Raw genomic sequence first — 15,299 nt, forward strand, 5'->3', positions numbered from 1 at the left:
CTACGCGGCTCGCTCACCTGGGACCAGGGCTGCGAGATGGCCACGCACAAGCAGTTCACGATCGCCACGAACGTGCCGGTCTACTTCTGCGACCCCCACTCACCCTGGCAGCGCGGGTCGAACGAGAACACCAACGGCCTGTTGCGCCAATACTTCCCCAAGGGCACCGACCTCAAGGCCTACGGGCCCGAAGACCTTGAGCACGTCGCCCACGAGCTCAACGGCCGACCACGCAAGACGCTCGACTGGGATACCCCAGCCGAGCGTCTGCGTGATCTACTGACGGCCACATAGACCATCAGGTGTTGCGAGGACCCCTAGAAACCGCCGAATTTGTGCTGGTCAGGGGGCCTCTCTCGGTGGGCGATACTGGGTTCGAACAAGCAGCTTCCGTCGCTCTGGCCAGCATCGTCGATGCTTCTGAACCTGCCGTGGGCCACTGGTGGGCCAACGATCCGCAGCTCCAGAGAGCTGGACTCACAGCTGGTGTGGACGCCACGAACGGCGACGTCCGCCAGCAGCCATCGTAGCGATCGTGATGGACCGCTGCCTGCCACGACGCCGCCGTTCAGTTCCTTGGGCTGGTCGCGGGTAGGGGAACACCAGTCCAGCGGCTCCCTCGGCACCACGCGCGCGGTGTCCCCCAATCGTGCAGCAGTCCCCGGCTCGGGCGGCGGCGTCTCTGGTGGCGCTGGCGTCGGCGTGGGTGGAGACGACGACATCGACGTTGATCGACCGAATTTCTGCAGCCGCAAATGGTGGTGCTGAGAGTGCCCAACAGGCAGCGGACGACTGCCCACGACGGCACCTACTGCACTGTCGATGTCAGGAGCGGCCCCTATGGTCGGGCGTGGGCCACTGGCTCCACAGGTGCGCCGTGCGGTTCACCGGGCTGGAAGACAACGCGGAGGCGCTGTGAGTGATGTCGTGGGTCAGTACGCACGGGTCGAGGCTGCGTACGCCCAACCGACCCTGACCCTGCTACACGGGTCTCACGCGCCGGTCACGGTCGCGCTCCTGCGTGCCTGCTTCTCGCGTGAGACGACCACCATCGAAACAGCCCGCATGCACCAGCTGGTCGACAACCACTTGGTCGACCTGCGCAACGACGGCCACACCGTGCCCGATCGCACCGGCCGCGAGCTGTGCCAGAAGTGGGTCAAGGACAACTGGCTCGGCCGCGACCAGAACGACGACGGCACCCAGGTCTACGCGCTGACGTCCCACGCGCAGTCCGCCCTGAACCTCGTCGACAGCCTCGAGCACGGCCGCCCCACCTTGTCCAAGCACCGCATCACCACGATCCTCGACACGGTCCGTAACTTCAACGCCGAGGTGAACCCGTCGCGCCAGGCACGTGTGAACATCCTCGGAGCCCGGATCAGCGAGCTCGTCGCCGAACGTGACCGGCTCGAGCAAGGTGGCGAGATCGAACCGGTCTCCGTCGACCGCGTCGTCGAAGGCTTCACCGAGCTACTGCGGCTGGTGAACGCCCTGCCATCGGACTTCCAGCGCGTCACGGAGCAATTCGAACGGATCCGCCAGCAAATCCTCGACGACTTCCGCTCCGAAGCCCGCCCGCCCGGCGAGGTCATCGACTCCTACCTCGAGCGTGCGAACGCGATGGGCCAGACCGCCGAGGGCAAGGCGTTCGACGGCGCGTTCGCTCTCCTGGGTAACGACGCCCTGCTGCTGCAGCTGCGTCAAGACCTCGACGCGCTGCTCAACCACCCGCACGCCGAAGCGCTCACCGCCGCCGAGAAGCGCGAGCTGCGCTCCACCGTCCAGGTCGTGCGCCGCGGCCTGGACGACGTCCTCACCCAGTGGACCCGCGCGAGCAAGGCCATCAAGGACTACGTCACGACCCACGACGTCGTACGTGACCGCCAGCTCGACCAGACCCTGCGTCAGCTCGACCGCGAGTTCGGTCCATGGCTCGCACGCACCGGCGTGCGCACCCGCGTCCCCATCCAGCTGCTGCCCGAGACTCTCGACATCGACTACCTGCCGCGTCGCTTCCACGACCCCGCCAGCGCTGCTCCTCCCCCACCCCTGGCGGAGACGGCCGAAGACCCCGCCGCGGTGGGTGACCACATCGCAGACCTCATCGCGTGGGGAGGCCCGTCAATCGCAGCGCTCACCGAGGCCGTCGACGACGCCCGCGCGAACGGGAGCACCACGGTCGGAGACGTCTTCACCACGCTCGAGGTCGGCATGCGCCGCCCGGCAGACGTCCTCGGGCTGTTCCACGTGGCCGACGCCACCCTCGACGCCACTGCGGACCACACGCAGATCGAGGAGTTCGAAGCGATCCGTCCCGACGGCACTTCGCGTGTCTTCGTCACCGCACGCACCACCCTTCCCGCCACCATGACCCCGGAGCACACCCCGTGAGCAGCGCGTACGACACCAGCATCGAGCCGGCCGAACCGCTCGAACCCGACGCGGCCCCCGACGCCGAAGACCCGACAGGAATCGACGGCGGCTGGCGGGACCCGGACCAGGAGACGACCAGCACCCACGCGGAGTTCGACGGCGACGTCGGCGGCCTGGACCCCGTCGCCCGGCGAGCGCTCGTGTTGCTGATGAAGAACCGGTTCATCACCCGCCGCTCGCACCGGGCCGAGTACGACGCCCTGGTCGCGAACACGACCCTCATCCGTGCGCGGCTCAATGACATGTACCTCTCGCTCGAGCTCGACCCGGACCTCCAGGTCGCGTACAAGCGGCAGGTCATCTCCGAGACGTCCTGGCGCTACCCGACCCTGCTGCACGCAACGGAGTGGCCGCGCGAGGAGACCATCCTCCTGGTCCACGCCCGCTCTCTCGTGCGCGCCAACCGCGCCGCCGGCCACACCCGCACCGTCGTCGACCGCGCCGACCTGATGGCCCACCTCGCCGAGCTCACCCCCGCCACCGACACCGACCGCGTCGGTGTCACCCGGCGCAGCACCCGCGCCATCGAAGCGCTCGTGTCCTCCGGGGTCCTCGTGGGCCGCAAGGACGCCACGGCGTTCGAGATCGACCCGGCCATCGAAGCGCTCCTGCCGCTGTCCACCCTCGAGAGCCTCCTGGCGTGGCTGCGCGCCGACGGGCAGCCTGCCCACGACCCCGCCGAGGTCCGGACCGACGACGACGCGGCCACCGAGCGCACGACCGCACCTGCCAACACTGACCACACCTTCGCGGAGCAGCACTGATGACGACCACCGACGAGACCGCCGTCGCCCTGTTCGACGCCCTCGAGCAGCACACGCCCGGCCCGACCGCTGCTGCGCCCGCGGCATCGGTCACCGGCGCCCTGTTCTCGATGCCGCGCACCACCCAGTGGTTCGTGGAGCAGATCCAGCTGGTCAATTGGGGCGGCTTCGACGGACCTGAGACGGTCGAGCTCGACCGCAACTCCACCCTGCTGTCCGGCACGTCAGGCTCGGGCAAGTCGACCCTGCTGGACGCCTACACGGCCGTCATGATGCCCTCGGACGCCTCGTTCAACGGGGCGTCGAACGAGGCCACCGGCCGGGCCCGCGGGTTCGACCAGCGCTCCGTGGTCTCGTACATCCGCGGCCAGCTGGATGTCACGACCGACGCCGACGGTAACGAGCACGCCGAGGTGCTGCGCGGATCCAAGTCCGCCGCGTGGGGTGGGGCCGCGGTCGTGTTTGCCAACGACAACGGCGAACGGTTCACCGCCGCACGCCTGTGGTACGTCCCGCCGACCGCACGCCTTGGCTCCGAGGCCCAGATGCGGATGCTCACCCTCGAGGGGCACCTCACGCTGCGCGACGCCGAACCGCTCGCCGCGGACGCGTTCCCGCCGCACAAGCTCAAGGCACTCTTCCCCGGCCTGCGCAGCCACGACACGTACAGCCAGTTCGCCAGCCGCCTGCACAGCCAGCTCGGGATCGGTGCGAACGGTGATGGCGACAAGGCGCTCAAGCTGCTCGCGCGCGTCCAGGGGACCATCCAGTTCCGCACCGTGGACGCGCTGTACAAGGAGTGTGTCCTGGAGAAGCCGGAGACGTACGAGCACGCCGACCGCGCGCTCGAGCACTTCGGCCACCTCGCCGACACGTACCGCAAGCTGTCCGACGAGGCGCGCAAGGAGTCGACCCTTCGCCGCATCCCTGAGCACTGGGAGACCCTCACCGGTGCCCGCGAGACGATCGCAACCCTGGACGACCTCGGCACCGGCGGCGGCGGTACGAGCCCGCTGACGATCTGGGAGACCAACCGCGAGGCAGACCTCGTCGCGGCCGCGGAAGTGGAAGCACGCCAGCACCTGTCGTCGGCGAAGCAGGCTGAGCAGGCCGCGAAGCAGACGCTGACCGCGGCAGGGGTGCGGGTGGACGAAGCGCGCGCGGAGTACAACGAGCGCGGCGGCGGTGACGTGTCGATGCTCAACGTCGCCATCAGCCACGCCGAGCTCGACGTCACCACACGCTCGGGCGCCCTCGAAAACCTCACCCAGCAGGTCGGATCTCTCGTGGTAGACGGCGTTGACCTGACCGACCGCGCCGTGTTCGACCGCCTGCGGGCCCAAGGACAGCAGGCCGCAGCCGACGTCACGGCTGAGCGTCGGCGGCTCAGCGCCGAGGTCACCGAGATCCTCGTGGAGCTGCGGACCAAGGGCGCCGATCTCACGAGCGCCCGCCAGAACCTCGCCCGCATGGAGACCTCCGGCTCCCGCATCGGTGAGCACCTCGAGCGGCTGCGCGACGCCGCGTGCCAGCGCGCCGGCATCGACATCTCCGAGGCGCCGTTCCTGGCCGAGCTCGTCCAGCCCGCAACGAGCGAGGCGCGGTGGACGACCGCGATCGAGAAGGTCCTCGGCCCTGCCGGTTCACGGATGCTCGTGCCCGACGAGAAGCTCGACGCGTTCCAACGAGCCGTCAACGACCTCAAGGTCCGCGGCGAGCTCCGCTTCGACGGTGCCGCGTCCAACCTCTCCGAGCCGCCGCCCGCGGCGGCGAACACCACCGCCGGCAAGCTCGACTTCGCCCCCGGCCCCTACCGCGGCTGGGTCATGCGCAAGGTCGCCGAGCCGTCCAACAACGCCATCTGCGTCGAGGATCCCGCCGACCTCGGCCGCGGCGGCTACCGCGTCACGCTGACCGGCCAGACCCGATACGGCCGCTCCGGCTCGCTCGGGTCGCGCAGCGCAGCTCGCCAGCTCGGTTTCTCCAACGACGACCTGCGGGCGGACGCCAAGCAGCAGATCGCCCTTCTCGAGCGGGACATCCGAGACCTCGAGCGCCGCAAGGACGACCTCGACCAGCAGCTCGACACGCTCACAGAGCGCCACAGCGCCCACCGAGTGCTCGCAGCCGCGGTTTTCGACTCGATCGACGTGCGCGAGGCACGCGCGCGCCTGGCCGACAAGCAGGCAGACCTCCAGAGGATCCTCGACGGCAACGACGTCCTCAAGCAGCTCGAGCAGAAGGTCAAGGACCTCGAGGCCGCCCGCGACGACGCCGTGCACGTCCACGGCAGGGCACGCGACAAGGTCGCTGACCTCGACAAGCAGTGGAACGCGTTCGCGAGCCGGCGCGACACCCTGACCGACCGGCAGGACTACAATGAGCGACGGTTCCCCGACCTGCTCACCGACACCACCGCGTCCTACCTCGAGAACCAGTTCGAGGCCGTGTGCGCCGGCGGCGATCCGGACGACCTCGCGGCGTTCCCCGGCCGGATGAGCGCCCTGCGGCGCATCCTGGAGGACGCCAAGAGCAAGGCGGTCGCCACCGAGACCAAGGCGACCGCGGACCTCGAGGGCACGTTCGAGCAGTTCCTGTCACTGTTCCCCAGCAACTCCCTGACACCGAAGCTTGCCGCGTACCCCGACTTCGCGCAGATCCTCGCCGACATCAACGCCAGGGGCCTGCACGAACGGCGCGCGGACTGGCGCCAGGCCCTGATGTCATGGTCGGGCAAGCACCTGTTCCAGCTTCACCAGGCGATGGACTCCGCCGTCGAAGCGATCGAAGACCGGCTCGTGCCGATCAACACGATCCTGTGGGGGCTGCCGTTCGGCCCCACCGACAGGCGCCTGCAGATGCGGATGCGCAAGGTCGGTCGCGACGAGGTCACCGCGTTCCGGCGCAAGCTCAAGGAGCTGTCGTCCACCGCGACCATCGAGCTCGAGGACCACCAGATGGAGGCTCGCTTCAAGGACCTCGAGAACTTCATGGCGAAGCTGCGCAGCCCCAAGGACCCCGAGTTCGACCCGAAATTGGCCCGCAGGGACGACCTGCTCGACGTGCGCCGGCACGTGGAGGTCCTCGCCGAGCGTCAGGCGCTCGACCACACGGTCGAGGCGACGTACGCGTCGATCGCGTCGAAGTCCGGCGGCGAGACGCAGGAACTCATCGCATTCATCGTCGGGTCCGCGCTGCGGTTCCGCCTCGGTGACGAAGAGCGGGAGCAGCCCCGGTTCGCACCGGTGATTCTCGACGAGGCGTTCATCAAGTCCGACGCCCAGTTCGCCTCCCGCGCGGTGAAGGCGTGGTCGGGTCTCGGGTTCCAGCTCATCATCGGAGCGCCAACGGACAAGTTCGGTGCGCTCGAGCCGCACATGAACCGGTTCCTGCTCGTGACGAAGAACCAGACGACGAAGCGCTCACGAGTGCGGACCATCAGCGATGCCGAGCGTGCGGAGGTTCGCGCCGGGGCACGCGGATGAGCACGAAGAACCCCGCTGACGTCCTCGCTCTGCTCGAACGACGGCTGGTCAAGGTCTGGTCGCGTGCCGCAGCAGGCGCTGCCTACCCGTGGGAGGACCGCGTTACCCTCGGGTCGCTCACGTCAGCTGAGCTCGCACGCAACCTTGACCAGCACGCCACCTGGGCGCGAACGTGGACTGCCTGGGCTAGCGAGCGCGGCGTCGCGCTCGAAGTACGCACGCAGCGCGTCGCCGGCACCACCCAGCAGTTGCCGTACGCGGTCACCATCCCCTTCACCGACGCGGTGCGTCTCGTCGGCGAGCCCTGGCCGGCGCGCCTTGAACGTGGCCGTCGCCGCGCCGCCGCCCTGACTGACCGTCTACCTGCGGCCGGCGACCCGGACCTGTGCGCCCGCGCTGTGCGCGAGACGGACACCTGGACCGCCCTCGACTTCGAACTCCTGCTCACCAGCGCCGACTGGTTCTCCCGCAACGACGCCACTGGGAAGACGCCAAGGCAGGTCCCTATCGAGGGCCTGCACGCCAAGTGGCTGAACACGTCCCAGCCCCTTGTGGCCGCGCTCGCCGGCCGGGACAGCCTAAACCTCGCTCCCCCGCACCCGTCCGTCATCCACTTCACCTACCTCGACCCCGACTACCTGGAGTCCGGCCGGCGCCGGCACGACTCTCACACCGTCGGCGACGCACCCGCGCTCGCCTACACCCCGTCGGTCATCCTCATCTGCGAGAACAAGGACTCCGTCGTCACGTTCCCCCGGGTGCCCGGCGGCATCGCGGTCGAAGGCAACGGAGCTGGCGCCGGCGCGTTCGCAGCCACCCCGTGGATCCGAGACGCGGCCTGCGTCGTGTACTGGGGCGACATGGACGCCGACGGCCTTCAGATCCTCGGACAGTTCCGCGCGAAGGGCATCGTCCACCACTCGATGCTGATGGACGTCGAGACGTACAACCGCTACCAGCGGTGGGGCACCAACCACGACAAGAACGGCCGGCCGCTGACAGCCCGCGAGCCTCGTCAAGGGCTCGCCCTCGAGCCGGCCGAGCTCGCCCTGTACGAGATGCTGCTGGCAGCCGAGCACCCCGGGCCGAGGCGCGTCGAGCAGGAACGGATCCCCCAGGTGGTCGCACACGCGGCACTGCTGAAGCTTGCTCCGAGCGCAGCAGTCTAGGTGTACCCGGGCCGGGACATCGGTTGCAGCCTGCTGATCGGTGAGGCCGTTGAGTGCTTGGTGGGTGGCAGCGTCAGGTGTTGTAGTACTCGATCCAGGGTGCCGGGGCCGCGGCTCGTTCGTCGTTCGAGGTGACGACCTGCTGGTAGGCCCACTCGGTGGCCAGGGTGCGGTTGAGCGTTCGACCTTGCCGTTCTGCCGGGCAGGCGTCCATGCTCGTGCGGTCACTGAGCTGGTCGGTAGGCCAGTTCCAGCACAGCCACCCGACCTCCTCGGAAGGGACTGCTGCGCGGACAGGTGACACTCGATCTGTAGTGCCGCGACTACCCGCGCTGGGGCACCCGAAGCAGGGCGGCGCGATGGTGCGGCCGAACTTGCGGCCAGATAGGTCTCCGCGTCTCCGCAGGTCAGACGCTGGGCGACACTGGAACCTGAGGCCTCGACTGTGGGCCAACCATCACCGCAGGTCAGAGCGTTGCGGATTGGCCCACAGCACTCACGACGAAGGCCCCCTGCTCAGGGTTTCCGCTGGTCAGGGGGCCTTCTGCTTCGGGTGGGCGATACTGGGTTCGAACCAGTGACCTCTTCGGTGTGAAGGGCAGTATCCGGTTCAGCGACCTGGGCAGATGCGCGAGATTCCGCGGCTCGTCGTCGACGGCTGTCGGTCGCTGTCGGGCCTGTGGGGAAGCCGTAGATGCCCACTTAGGTGCCCAGGAGTGTCAGGCGTCCAGTGCGCGTGGCGGGTCGGCGTCGAGTCGGGCGAGCGCGCCGTCGTCGTACTCAGCGATGGTGACGTGCTCGATCGCGGTGCCGCCGGCGCGGATCGTCTCGGCGAGGTTGCGGGCGTTGGTGCGGCAGGCGCTGGCAGACCTGGCGCCGGGGTAGGCGGCGTCGATGGTCTCGGGCAAGACCAGGCGTCCGCCGAGCTCGGGCTCGGTCTGGCGGCCGGTCCACCACCGCTCGACTGCGCGGGCGTGCGCGGTCTGCTGGTCGGTCTCGACGGACACGATGAGCAGCGCCTGGTAGTCGGCCTTCGCGAGTGACAGCAGGAGCCGCTCGCCGTACGCGGGTGACGCCATGGTGGCCTCGACAACGACGTCCATACGCTGGGCGAGGGCATCGCGGCGCACCGCGTTGGCCACATCGGTGGACATGGTCTGCATAAGCGGCGACAGCTCCAGGGGCCGCAGGGCGTGGCCGTCGGGCAGAGCCGTGGACAACAGGTCGGCGTAGAACGCGGCGTGCTCGGTGCACCAGTGGGCGAGGTAGTCCTTGACCGTGTCCGGGTCGATCACCAACCGTGAGCCCAGATCCGGGACAGCGGTGGGCAGGATCGAGGACTTGCCCGCCCCGGGTGGGCCGGCCGTGGCGACCACGCAAGTGCCCTGGCGCGTGACATTCCCGGCGTAGGTGTCCAGGTACCAGTCGCGAGCCTGGCGCACCAGGCGCCGCTGCTCTGCGCGGGTCAGCAGCGAGTCCAGCGATACCCCGCCGCGGACCGCGGCGCACGCCGCAGCGTGCGTGCTCGCGCGCAGATCACTCACGGGCGTCAAGAACCTGGTCGACCTCGTCCTCGCTGATCAGCCCGTCCTCGCACAGCTCGTCCAGGTCGGCCCGGGAATCGCCGGGCAGGACACCGTCGACCGGGTCGATAACGCGCGGCACCCACGACTCGATCGAGGCCAGCCGTACAAGCATCTGCGCGGTAGAGATCTGCCCGACGAACCGCTGCAGCACGACCTCCTCGACCGACTCGTGCTCCATACCCAACGCGCGTGCCCGGACGATCATCCGGTGCACGCTGGCCTGGGACAGGTGCACCGCCGCAGCGATGTCCCGCTGCGGCAACCCGTCCAGCGACGCCAGGTACACCTGTCGCATGCGGTCAATCTCGGCCAGGCGAGCGCGTGCGTAAGACAGCCTCAGGCTCGGCTCGTGCGCGGCGGCGGTCATGGCAGACATGGCTACCTCCTCGGCCACCAGGCTACGCTGCGATTCACAGTGAATCAAGGACTAACCTGAACCGTTAGAGGGCAGGGAACGGTCGCCCAGCTTCCCGCTCGCGAAGCCAAGCCTCAGCCCGTGCCGTGGATGCCCGGGGCTGGCTTCCGGGCCGTCTCGAGCGGAACGCGGGGCCCGCCCAGGAGGGCGCGCTCCAGCGCGGGGAAGGCTTCACGTCTCTGCGCGACGGCGGGTCTCGCCTGACGACCCCGGTGGACCGGTCGAGCACGTCCGCGCAGCGCGACTGGCTCGTATGATCGGGCCGTGTCGAACGCTCCGCCGGGAGAAGTGTCCGTACCCGCTTCGCGAACGGTTCGCTCTGACCATCGGGAGCAACCGGACCGCGAGCGCGGAGCCGTCAACGGATGCGCGACGACCTGCGCATGACCGGCAAGATGGAGGATCAATGACGTCGACCGCTTGGACATGCGCGCTATGCGGGACCACCCACGAAGGCCTCGCCATGGTCTTCGGTCCACGCGCCCCGGACCCGTGGATGCTCGCGTCCGACGACGAGCGCGTTCGAAGTGAGCTCAACGCCGACATGTGCGTGTTGGTCGACGATGCCGGAAGCACGAACTACTTCATGCGCGGACACATCGTGATCCCGATCATCGACTCCGACGACGGTCCGTTCTGCTGGTCCGTCTGGGTGTCGCTGAGCGAGGCGAGCATGCGAACCCAGACCGATCATTGGAGCGATCCCGACCGGGCGCAGCTGGAGCCGATGTTCGCGTGGCTCTGCAACAACCTGCCGTACGAGCCGTCGACGGCGCCGATGGCCGCCCGACTCCACACTAACGAGCCCGGGACGGTGCCGTGGGTCGAGCTCGACCCCGCAATCGATCACCCACTCGTCCATGAGCAGCTTCACGGGATCACCCTGCATCGTGTTGCCGAAATCAACCGGGCGGTGCAGGGCGACCAGGCCGGCTGAGAAGGCGAGAGGCCTATCGCGCCCGCAGCGCGATGGGCTCGTCCAGTCGCAGCCCGTAGATGCCCAGGGCCGTTTCGCGGCTCTCCCCAGGCAAAGCAAAAGGCCCCCTGTCGCAGCGTTCCCGCTGGTCAGAGGGCCTCTGTGCTGGTGGGCGATACTGGTTCGAACCAGTGACCTCTTCGGTGTGAATGAACTCTGACCGGCGGAAGCATGTTCATATCGTTGAGGTTCTGGCCGTGCCGGTCCGCCGGCGCACTGAAGCGGTCGTGCCGCTAAGCCAGCAGTAGCGCCAGCAACGCGAGCCACTTCGACGTCGCGTCCGACGATGAGCTCGAGGGCCTCGAGCACCTCGTCTTCAGGCTTCGCCCGATCGTTCGTCGCCGCCCAGCTCAGCAGCACTACACCCTCATCTGCGTTGAGCCGTACTACAACGCAACGAAGGCGCTGACCCAGGCGACGAGATTCTCGTCGCCTGGAATTCAAGGACAACCCCGCATGCTTATGCAGACACGATCCGACGAACGCAAGGCGGGAGATCCGCGAGCGCGACCATTTGCCCATCGCTCAGAGGTGTCTCGCGAACAATGATGCGTTGCAAGCGAGGCATCGAGAGTAATCCTTCCTGAAGATCCACGAGCCTATCGGCGTGACCGATTGCCAGGGTTTCAAGGCGCGGGCTAGCAAGGTCGATGAATGAGACTCGATGATGCGGCGGTACGGGAAGCATCGCCATGAGACGCACTTCTCGCAACTGGATACTGGACACCAATGGTGAAGTGTCCGAGACTGCAAATCTCGTCAGTCTAACGCTTTCGAGACTCTCACTAGATGAAATTCCGTCAAGCCGGTGCAACCTTCCACCACCGTCAAGCTCTAGATGGCGCAGCCAGGGAAGCTCTTCCAGGATTCGCAGATCTCGCCCTATCCAAGGGTCCACAACTCGAAGCCGTTCGAGATTAGGGAATAGTTGACGCGACGAACTAAGTCGGCGAAATCCTACGCAGAGCCTGCGCAAGCGATCTGCAACGATTGTCGGAATATCTACTGATGATCCCGTGACAATCGTCAGTTCCTCGAGCTCCTCGAGCCCGAATGCTGCAGAGTCGTCTCGGGTAGGCGACGTCACGCTCAAAGATCTGAGTCCGACGAAGTCCTGCAGAAACTGTAGATTGTCGAAAGTTCCGCCAGGTTTGGGGATGACATGTAATCCGTCGTACCCGGCCGCGGCGAAGCGGGCCGCGGCCGATGCAATAGGCTGCTCAGGATCCCATGGATCCCACTGCATGGTCTTGTATTGAGAGACCTCCACGCTGCCCCCTAGCCTGTGATACCTGGTGAATTGACCCTATTCGCTAGGTTGCTAATACCCCCTGCGCGGGAGATCATCCCAGCTTCCATTTCGAAAAGTTCTGCGCTCGACGCGCCGGGCATCTCGATCCAATCAAGACCCCTAACCTCACTCGCGCAATAGCCCTCGTCATTGAGTGCCCCACCTCTGCGGAATGAGCCGTGAATTCTACCATGGATGTCTGTCGCTTTTCCTACATAGGCCCTTCCGTCGCCCATCTCAATCTTGTACACGCCACTCATGTTGGAGACGTCAAGTCGGCCACTTGGAGAAAGATGATCGAATGTCCTGCAACTTGTGCTATGACTAAGGAGTTCAAGATTTCCACCATCGACGTAGTACGTGTGCGTTCCGGCGACGGTCAGATTGTGAACCTGAGCGTACTCGTGCGTCGTCTCGGTCGCTGTGAGTTGGACTCGGGTGCCGGCGCCGGTCTGTAGCCATTGTCCGGGCCTGAGGTCGCCGGCGTCTACCCATTCACGCAGGGTGGGGACCCAGAAGGGGTGCCCGCCGGTCGCGGTCACCGTGCCAGCGTCGCCGTTGTGGTCGGTCACGGTCAGGCTGACGAGGTCCTTGTGTCCTTCGCCCGTGATGAGCGCAACCACGTCCTGCGGCCCGCTCTTGCCTGTGGTTTCGTCGGTGGCGAGGACCTGGTCACCGAGCCGGATGTCCTCGATGGGTTTCGAAACGCAAGCGGACTGAACGACGATCGGGACTGCTGCATGAGCAGGTGTCTCTTGACGTCGGCCGACGGCGTGGACGGCCGTCTCCAACGCGGCCACGGAGCTGGCAAGGCGTCAGGACGGCCGAGTGACCTCTTCGGAACGCCCCAACCCCCGCCGTGCCCGTGGCCACCTCACGGACCCGACCGCGACACCGCACCAACCAGCCGACCTAACTCGGGGAGCGTCGAACGAACAGCGTTCACGCAGTTCAAGCCTGGATTCGGGACGTCGACGCTGAAGTCATGTCGGCACGCACGCACCGTCACCGCGCACCGACGTCGAGCTCGACGACGCACTCCCCCACATGCCAGATCGAGTGTCACAGACCAGCAGCTAGACCAGCAGCCCGTTGCCCGGCAAAACGAAAAGCCCCCTGCCCAGCGTTTCCGCTGGTCAAGGGGCCTCTCTCGGTGGGCGATACTGGGTTCGAACCAGTGACCTCTTCGGTGTGAATGAACTCTGACCAGGGGGAGCATGCTCAAATCGTTGAGATTCCGCCCGTGGCGGTTCGCCGGCGTACGGGAGCGCTCGTGCCGCTAAGCCAGCAGTAGCGCCAGCAACTCGAGCCACTTCGACGTCGCGTCCGACGAGGTGCTCGAGGACCTCGAGCACCTCGTCCTCAGGCTTCGCCCGATCGTCGTAGCCGCCCAACTCAGCAGCACTACACCCTCATCTGCGTTGAGCCATCTTAGTGCCTCGCAGAGGACACCAATCCACAGAACCACGACCATCACCGCAGGTCAGCGGTACGCACGTCCGGCCCCGTGGACAACCTGACCCAAGTCAGGTCCGACGCGCGCAGCCCGCGGCCTGGCAGACCAGACGGCGGACTCTCACCCGCAGCTCGACCCGGACCCCCGCGACCGGCAGATCAGCCGGCGACCGCTCGTGCCAGGCGTGCACCCGCTGCGACGGCTGCCCGCACACCGGACAGCCCACCGGCCCACCCGCCGTCGCGGCGGCCACGACCAGCCCGCCACCGCGGTCCGTCACGTCGTGCACGACGAGACCATCCAGCCCCCGGAAGACTGCTCTGACCAGCGCTTTCGCATCGCCCACGGTCGATCATGACAGACATTCCGGCCCTTCAGGACCAACCACCGGAAGTACGACAGAGCCGTTAATCAGACAGACCCCTACCCGTCAGGGCCAACAACTGTCACTGAATCCGGAAACTCGTCAAGCAATATAGAATCGCCCGCCACAACCGTGGTCCCTCTGAGGCGAACGTCACGCAATGAACTCATGCCGAGAAGCGGCGCGACCGAACGAACCTCGCCACCATACGTAACCCTTAGTTCCTCAAGGCCACTCAAACCTGAGACATCATTAAAGTCCAGAGGCTCAGCCTGAACAAGACGCCCTCCGCCAACCAGCCAGCAGCGACGAAGGCGTTTCAGTTGCCCAAGGGGGACGAGACTCTTGGCCCGTGTTTCAACGATCTCCAACTCGTAGAGCTTCCTGCACCGGTCCAAACCGGAGAGATCCAAGATCTGCCCCGTGCCCTCCAACTTGAACGACGCAAGTTCGGTCACGTCACCCAGAAAATCTAAGTCCCTTCTAAGCGACGACCAAATTGTCAGACCTGTCAGTGAAGGGAATCCTTCTAGGTCAATCCTGTCGCCCCGATCGTCGAACGCCAGCACAGAAAGGGAGGAGTTACGTCCTCTTGGTATCGCCGCTTCTCCTTTGGTCAAGAGCACGAGTTCACGAAGACCTGGCACCTGAAAGGCCGCTGAATCATCAACGACCCGACCTTCGATCTCGAGATACTCGATCCGTGGCATACGTGCCAGGAAGTCGAGATTGCGCAGTCGACTTCCGCGGCTCAACCTAAGGAACAATCCATTGAATCGGCCGGAACGATACTGTTCCACAATCTCGTTCTCATCAATCTGCCCATCGGCCTGAAGGTTCAGCACGTCATAATCTGCACGCATTAGGAGATCTCATTTCGCCGATTCAGAAGCACCCCGCCATTGATTCCTCCATATTGATCAAATACCGACTGCTCCTGCCTCCTGATGGCATTCCGCGAATGCCCCGACATGTCGTTGACTGAAATATTTGAGACATCATCTGTCGTGTAGCCAGCATTTTTCACAGCCGCATTGTTCGATCTGAAGGCCGCATGCAAACGACCGTGCACGTTGGTTGAGCTTGACTCGACATACACTCTGCCGTCCTTCATCGTGATGGAATAGACGCCCGGCACGTTCGGCGAATCCTCAAATCCGAATGTACGACATGAGGAATTATGAACCAGCGCCGAAGTGTTTCCGGAAAGCACGTAGTAGGTGTGAATGCCGGCGATGGTGAGGTTGTGGACCGTGGCGTATTCGTGCGTCGTCTCGGTCGCGGAGATCTGGACGTGGGTGCCGGCACCGGTCTGGAGCCATTGTCCGGGCCTGAGGTCGCCGGCGTCTACCCATTC

Annotated in this window: 12 protein-coding genes and 1 pseudogene; 6 read left to right on the forward strand and 7 right to left on the reverse strand. The window is 66.2% G+C overall.

The window, feature by feature from the left end:
* The 5 genes from BCL65_RS17645 to BCL65_RS17665 all read left to right on the forward strand — a co-directional run.
* A partial coding sequence (locus tag BCL65_RS17645) for an IS30 family transposase (RefSeq protein WP_125206566.1) occupies positions 1-294 on the forward strand: 294 nt, incomplete at its 5' end.
* Between the two features lie 546 nt (positions 295-840).
* A complete protein-coding gene (locus BCL65_RS17650) occupies positions 841-2,394 on the forward strand; it encodes a DUF3375 family protein (RefSeq protein ID WP_243401167.1) in 1,554 nt (517 codons plus the stop codon).
* Complete coding sequence (locus BCL65_RS17655) at positions 2,391-3,200, forward strand: DUF4194 domain-containing protein (RefSeq protein ID WP_106269833.1); 810 nt, start codon at positions 2,391-2,393, stop codon at positions 3,198-3,200. Before BCL65_RS17650 ends, BCL65_RS17655 begins: the two co-directional genes overlap by 4 nt.
* A complete protein-coding gene (locus BCL65_RS17660) occupies positions 3,200-6,685 on the forward strand; it encodes an ATP-binding protein (protein WP_106269834.1) in 3,486 nt (1,161 codons plus the stop codon). The genes BCL65_RS17655 and BCL65_RS17660 overlap by 1 nt, the downstream gene beginning before the upstream one ends.
* Positions 6,682-7,854: a Wadjet anti-phage system protein JetD domain-containing protein gene (locus BCL65_RS17665; RefSeq protein WP_106269835.1), complete on the forward strand. Its 1,173-nt coding sequence runs from the start codon at positions 6,682-6,684 to the stop codon at positions 7,852-7,854. The genes BCL65_RS17660 and BCL65_RS17665 overlap by 4 nt, the downstream gene beginning before the upstream one ends.
* 73 nt (positions 7,855-7,927) lie before the next feature.
* Here the strand turns inward: BCL65_RS17665 and BCL65_RS17670 are convergent.
* The 3 genes and pseudogenes from BCL65_RS17670 to BCL65_RS17680 all read right to left on the reverse strand — a co-directional run.
* A pseudogene (locus BCL65_RS17670) lies at positions 7,928-8,052 on the reverse strand (integrase core domain-containing protein); the annotation flags it as partial.
* A 521-nt stretch (positions 8,053-8,573) separates the two neighbouring features.
* Positions 8,574-9,398, reverse strand: a complete 825-nt coding sequence (locus BCL65_RS18495; protein WP_165800086.1) for a zeta toxin family protein — start codon at positions 9,396-9,398, stop codon at positions 8,574-8,576.
* The gene (locus BCL65_RS17680) at positions 9,391-9,834 is read right to left on the reverse strand and encodes a sigma factor-like helix-turn-helix DNA-binding protein (protein ID WP_243401166.1); all 444 of its coding nucleotides are present in this window, start codon (positions 9,832-9,834) and stop codon (positions 9,391-9,393) included. The genes BCL65_RS18495 and BCL65_RS17680 overlap by 8 nt, the downstream gene beginning before the upstream one ends.
* A gap of 427 nt (positions 9,835-10,261) precedes the next feature.
* Between BCL65_RS17680 and BCL65_RS17685 the strand changes: the two genes are divergently transcribed.
* The gene (locus tag BCL65_RS17685; RefSeq protein WP_165800085.1) at positions 10,262-10,792 is read left to right on the forward strand and encodes a DUF2199 domain-containing protein; all 531 of its coding nucleotides are present in this window, start codon (positions 10,262-10,264) and stop codon (positions 10,790-10,792) included.
* Positions 10,793-12,109: 1,317 nt separating this feature from the next.
* Here BCL65_RS17685 and BCL65_RS17690 read toward each other — a convergent pair.
* The 4 genes from BCL65_RS17690 to BCL65_RS18070 form a co-directional block, all read right to left on the reverse strand.
* Positions 12,110-12,922, reverse strand: a complete 813-nt coding sequence (locus BCL65_RS17690) for a polymorphic toxin-type HINT domain-containing protein (RefSeq protein ID WP_106269839.1) — start codon at positions 12,920-12,922, stop codon at positions 12,110-12,112.
* Positions 12,923-13,648: 726 nt separating this feature from the next.
* Positions 13,649-13,867, reverse strand: a complete 219-nt coding sequence (locus BCL65_RS17695) for a transposase family protein (RefSeq protein ID WP_165800084.1) — start codon at positions 13,865-13,867, stop codon at positions 13,649-13,651.
* A 134-nt stretch (positions 13,868-14,001) separates the two neighbouring features.
* A complete protein-coding gene (locus BCL65_RS17860; protein WP_125206584.1) occupies positions 14,002-14,787 on the reverse strand; it encodes a hypothetical protein in 786 nt (261 codons plus the stop codon).
* Between the two features lie 17 nt (positions 14,788-14,804).
* The coding region (locus tag BCL65_RS18070; RefSeq protein ID WP_181340749.1) for a hypothetical protein at positions 14,805-15,299 on the reverse strand (495 nt) is incomplete at its 5' end.

Source organism: Isoptericola halotolerans (assembly GCF_003003075.1).
GTDB lineage: Bacteria > Actinomycetota > Actinomycetes > Actinomycetales > Cellulomonadaceae > Isoptericola > Isoptericola halotolerans_A.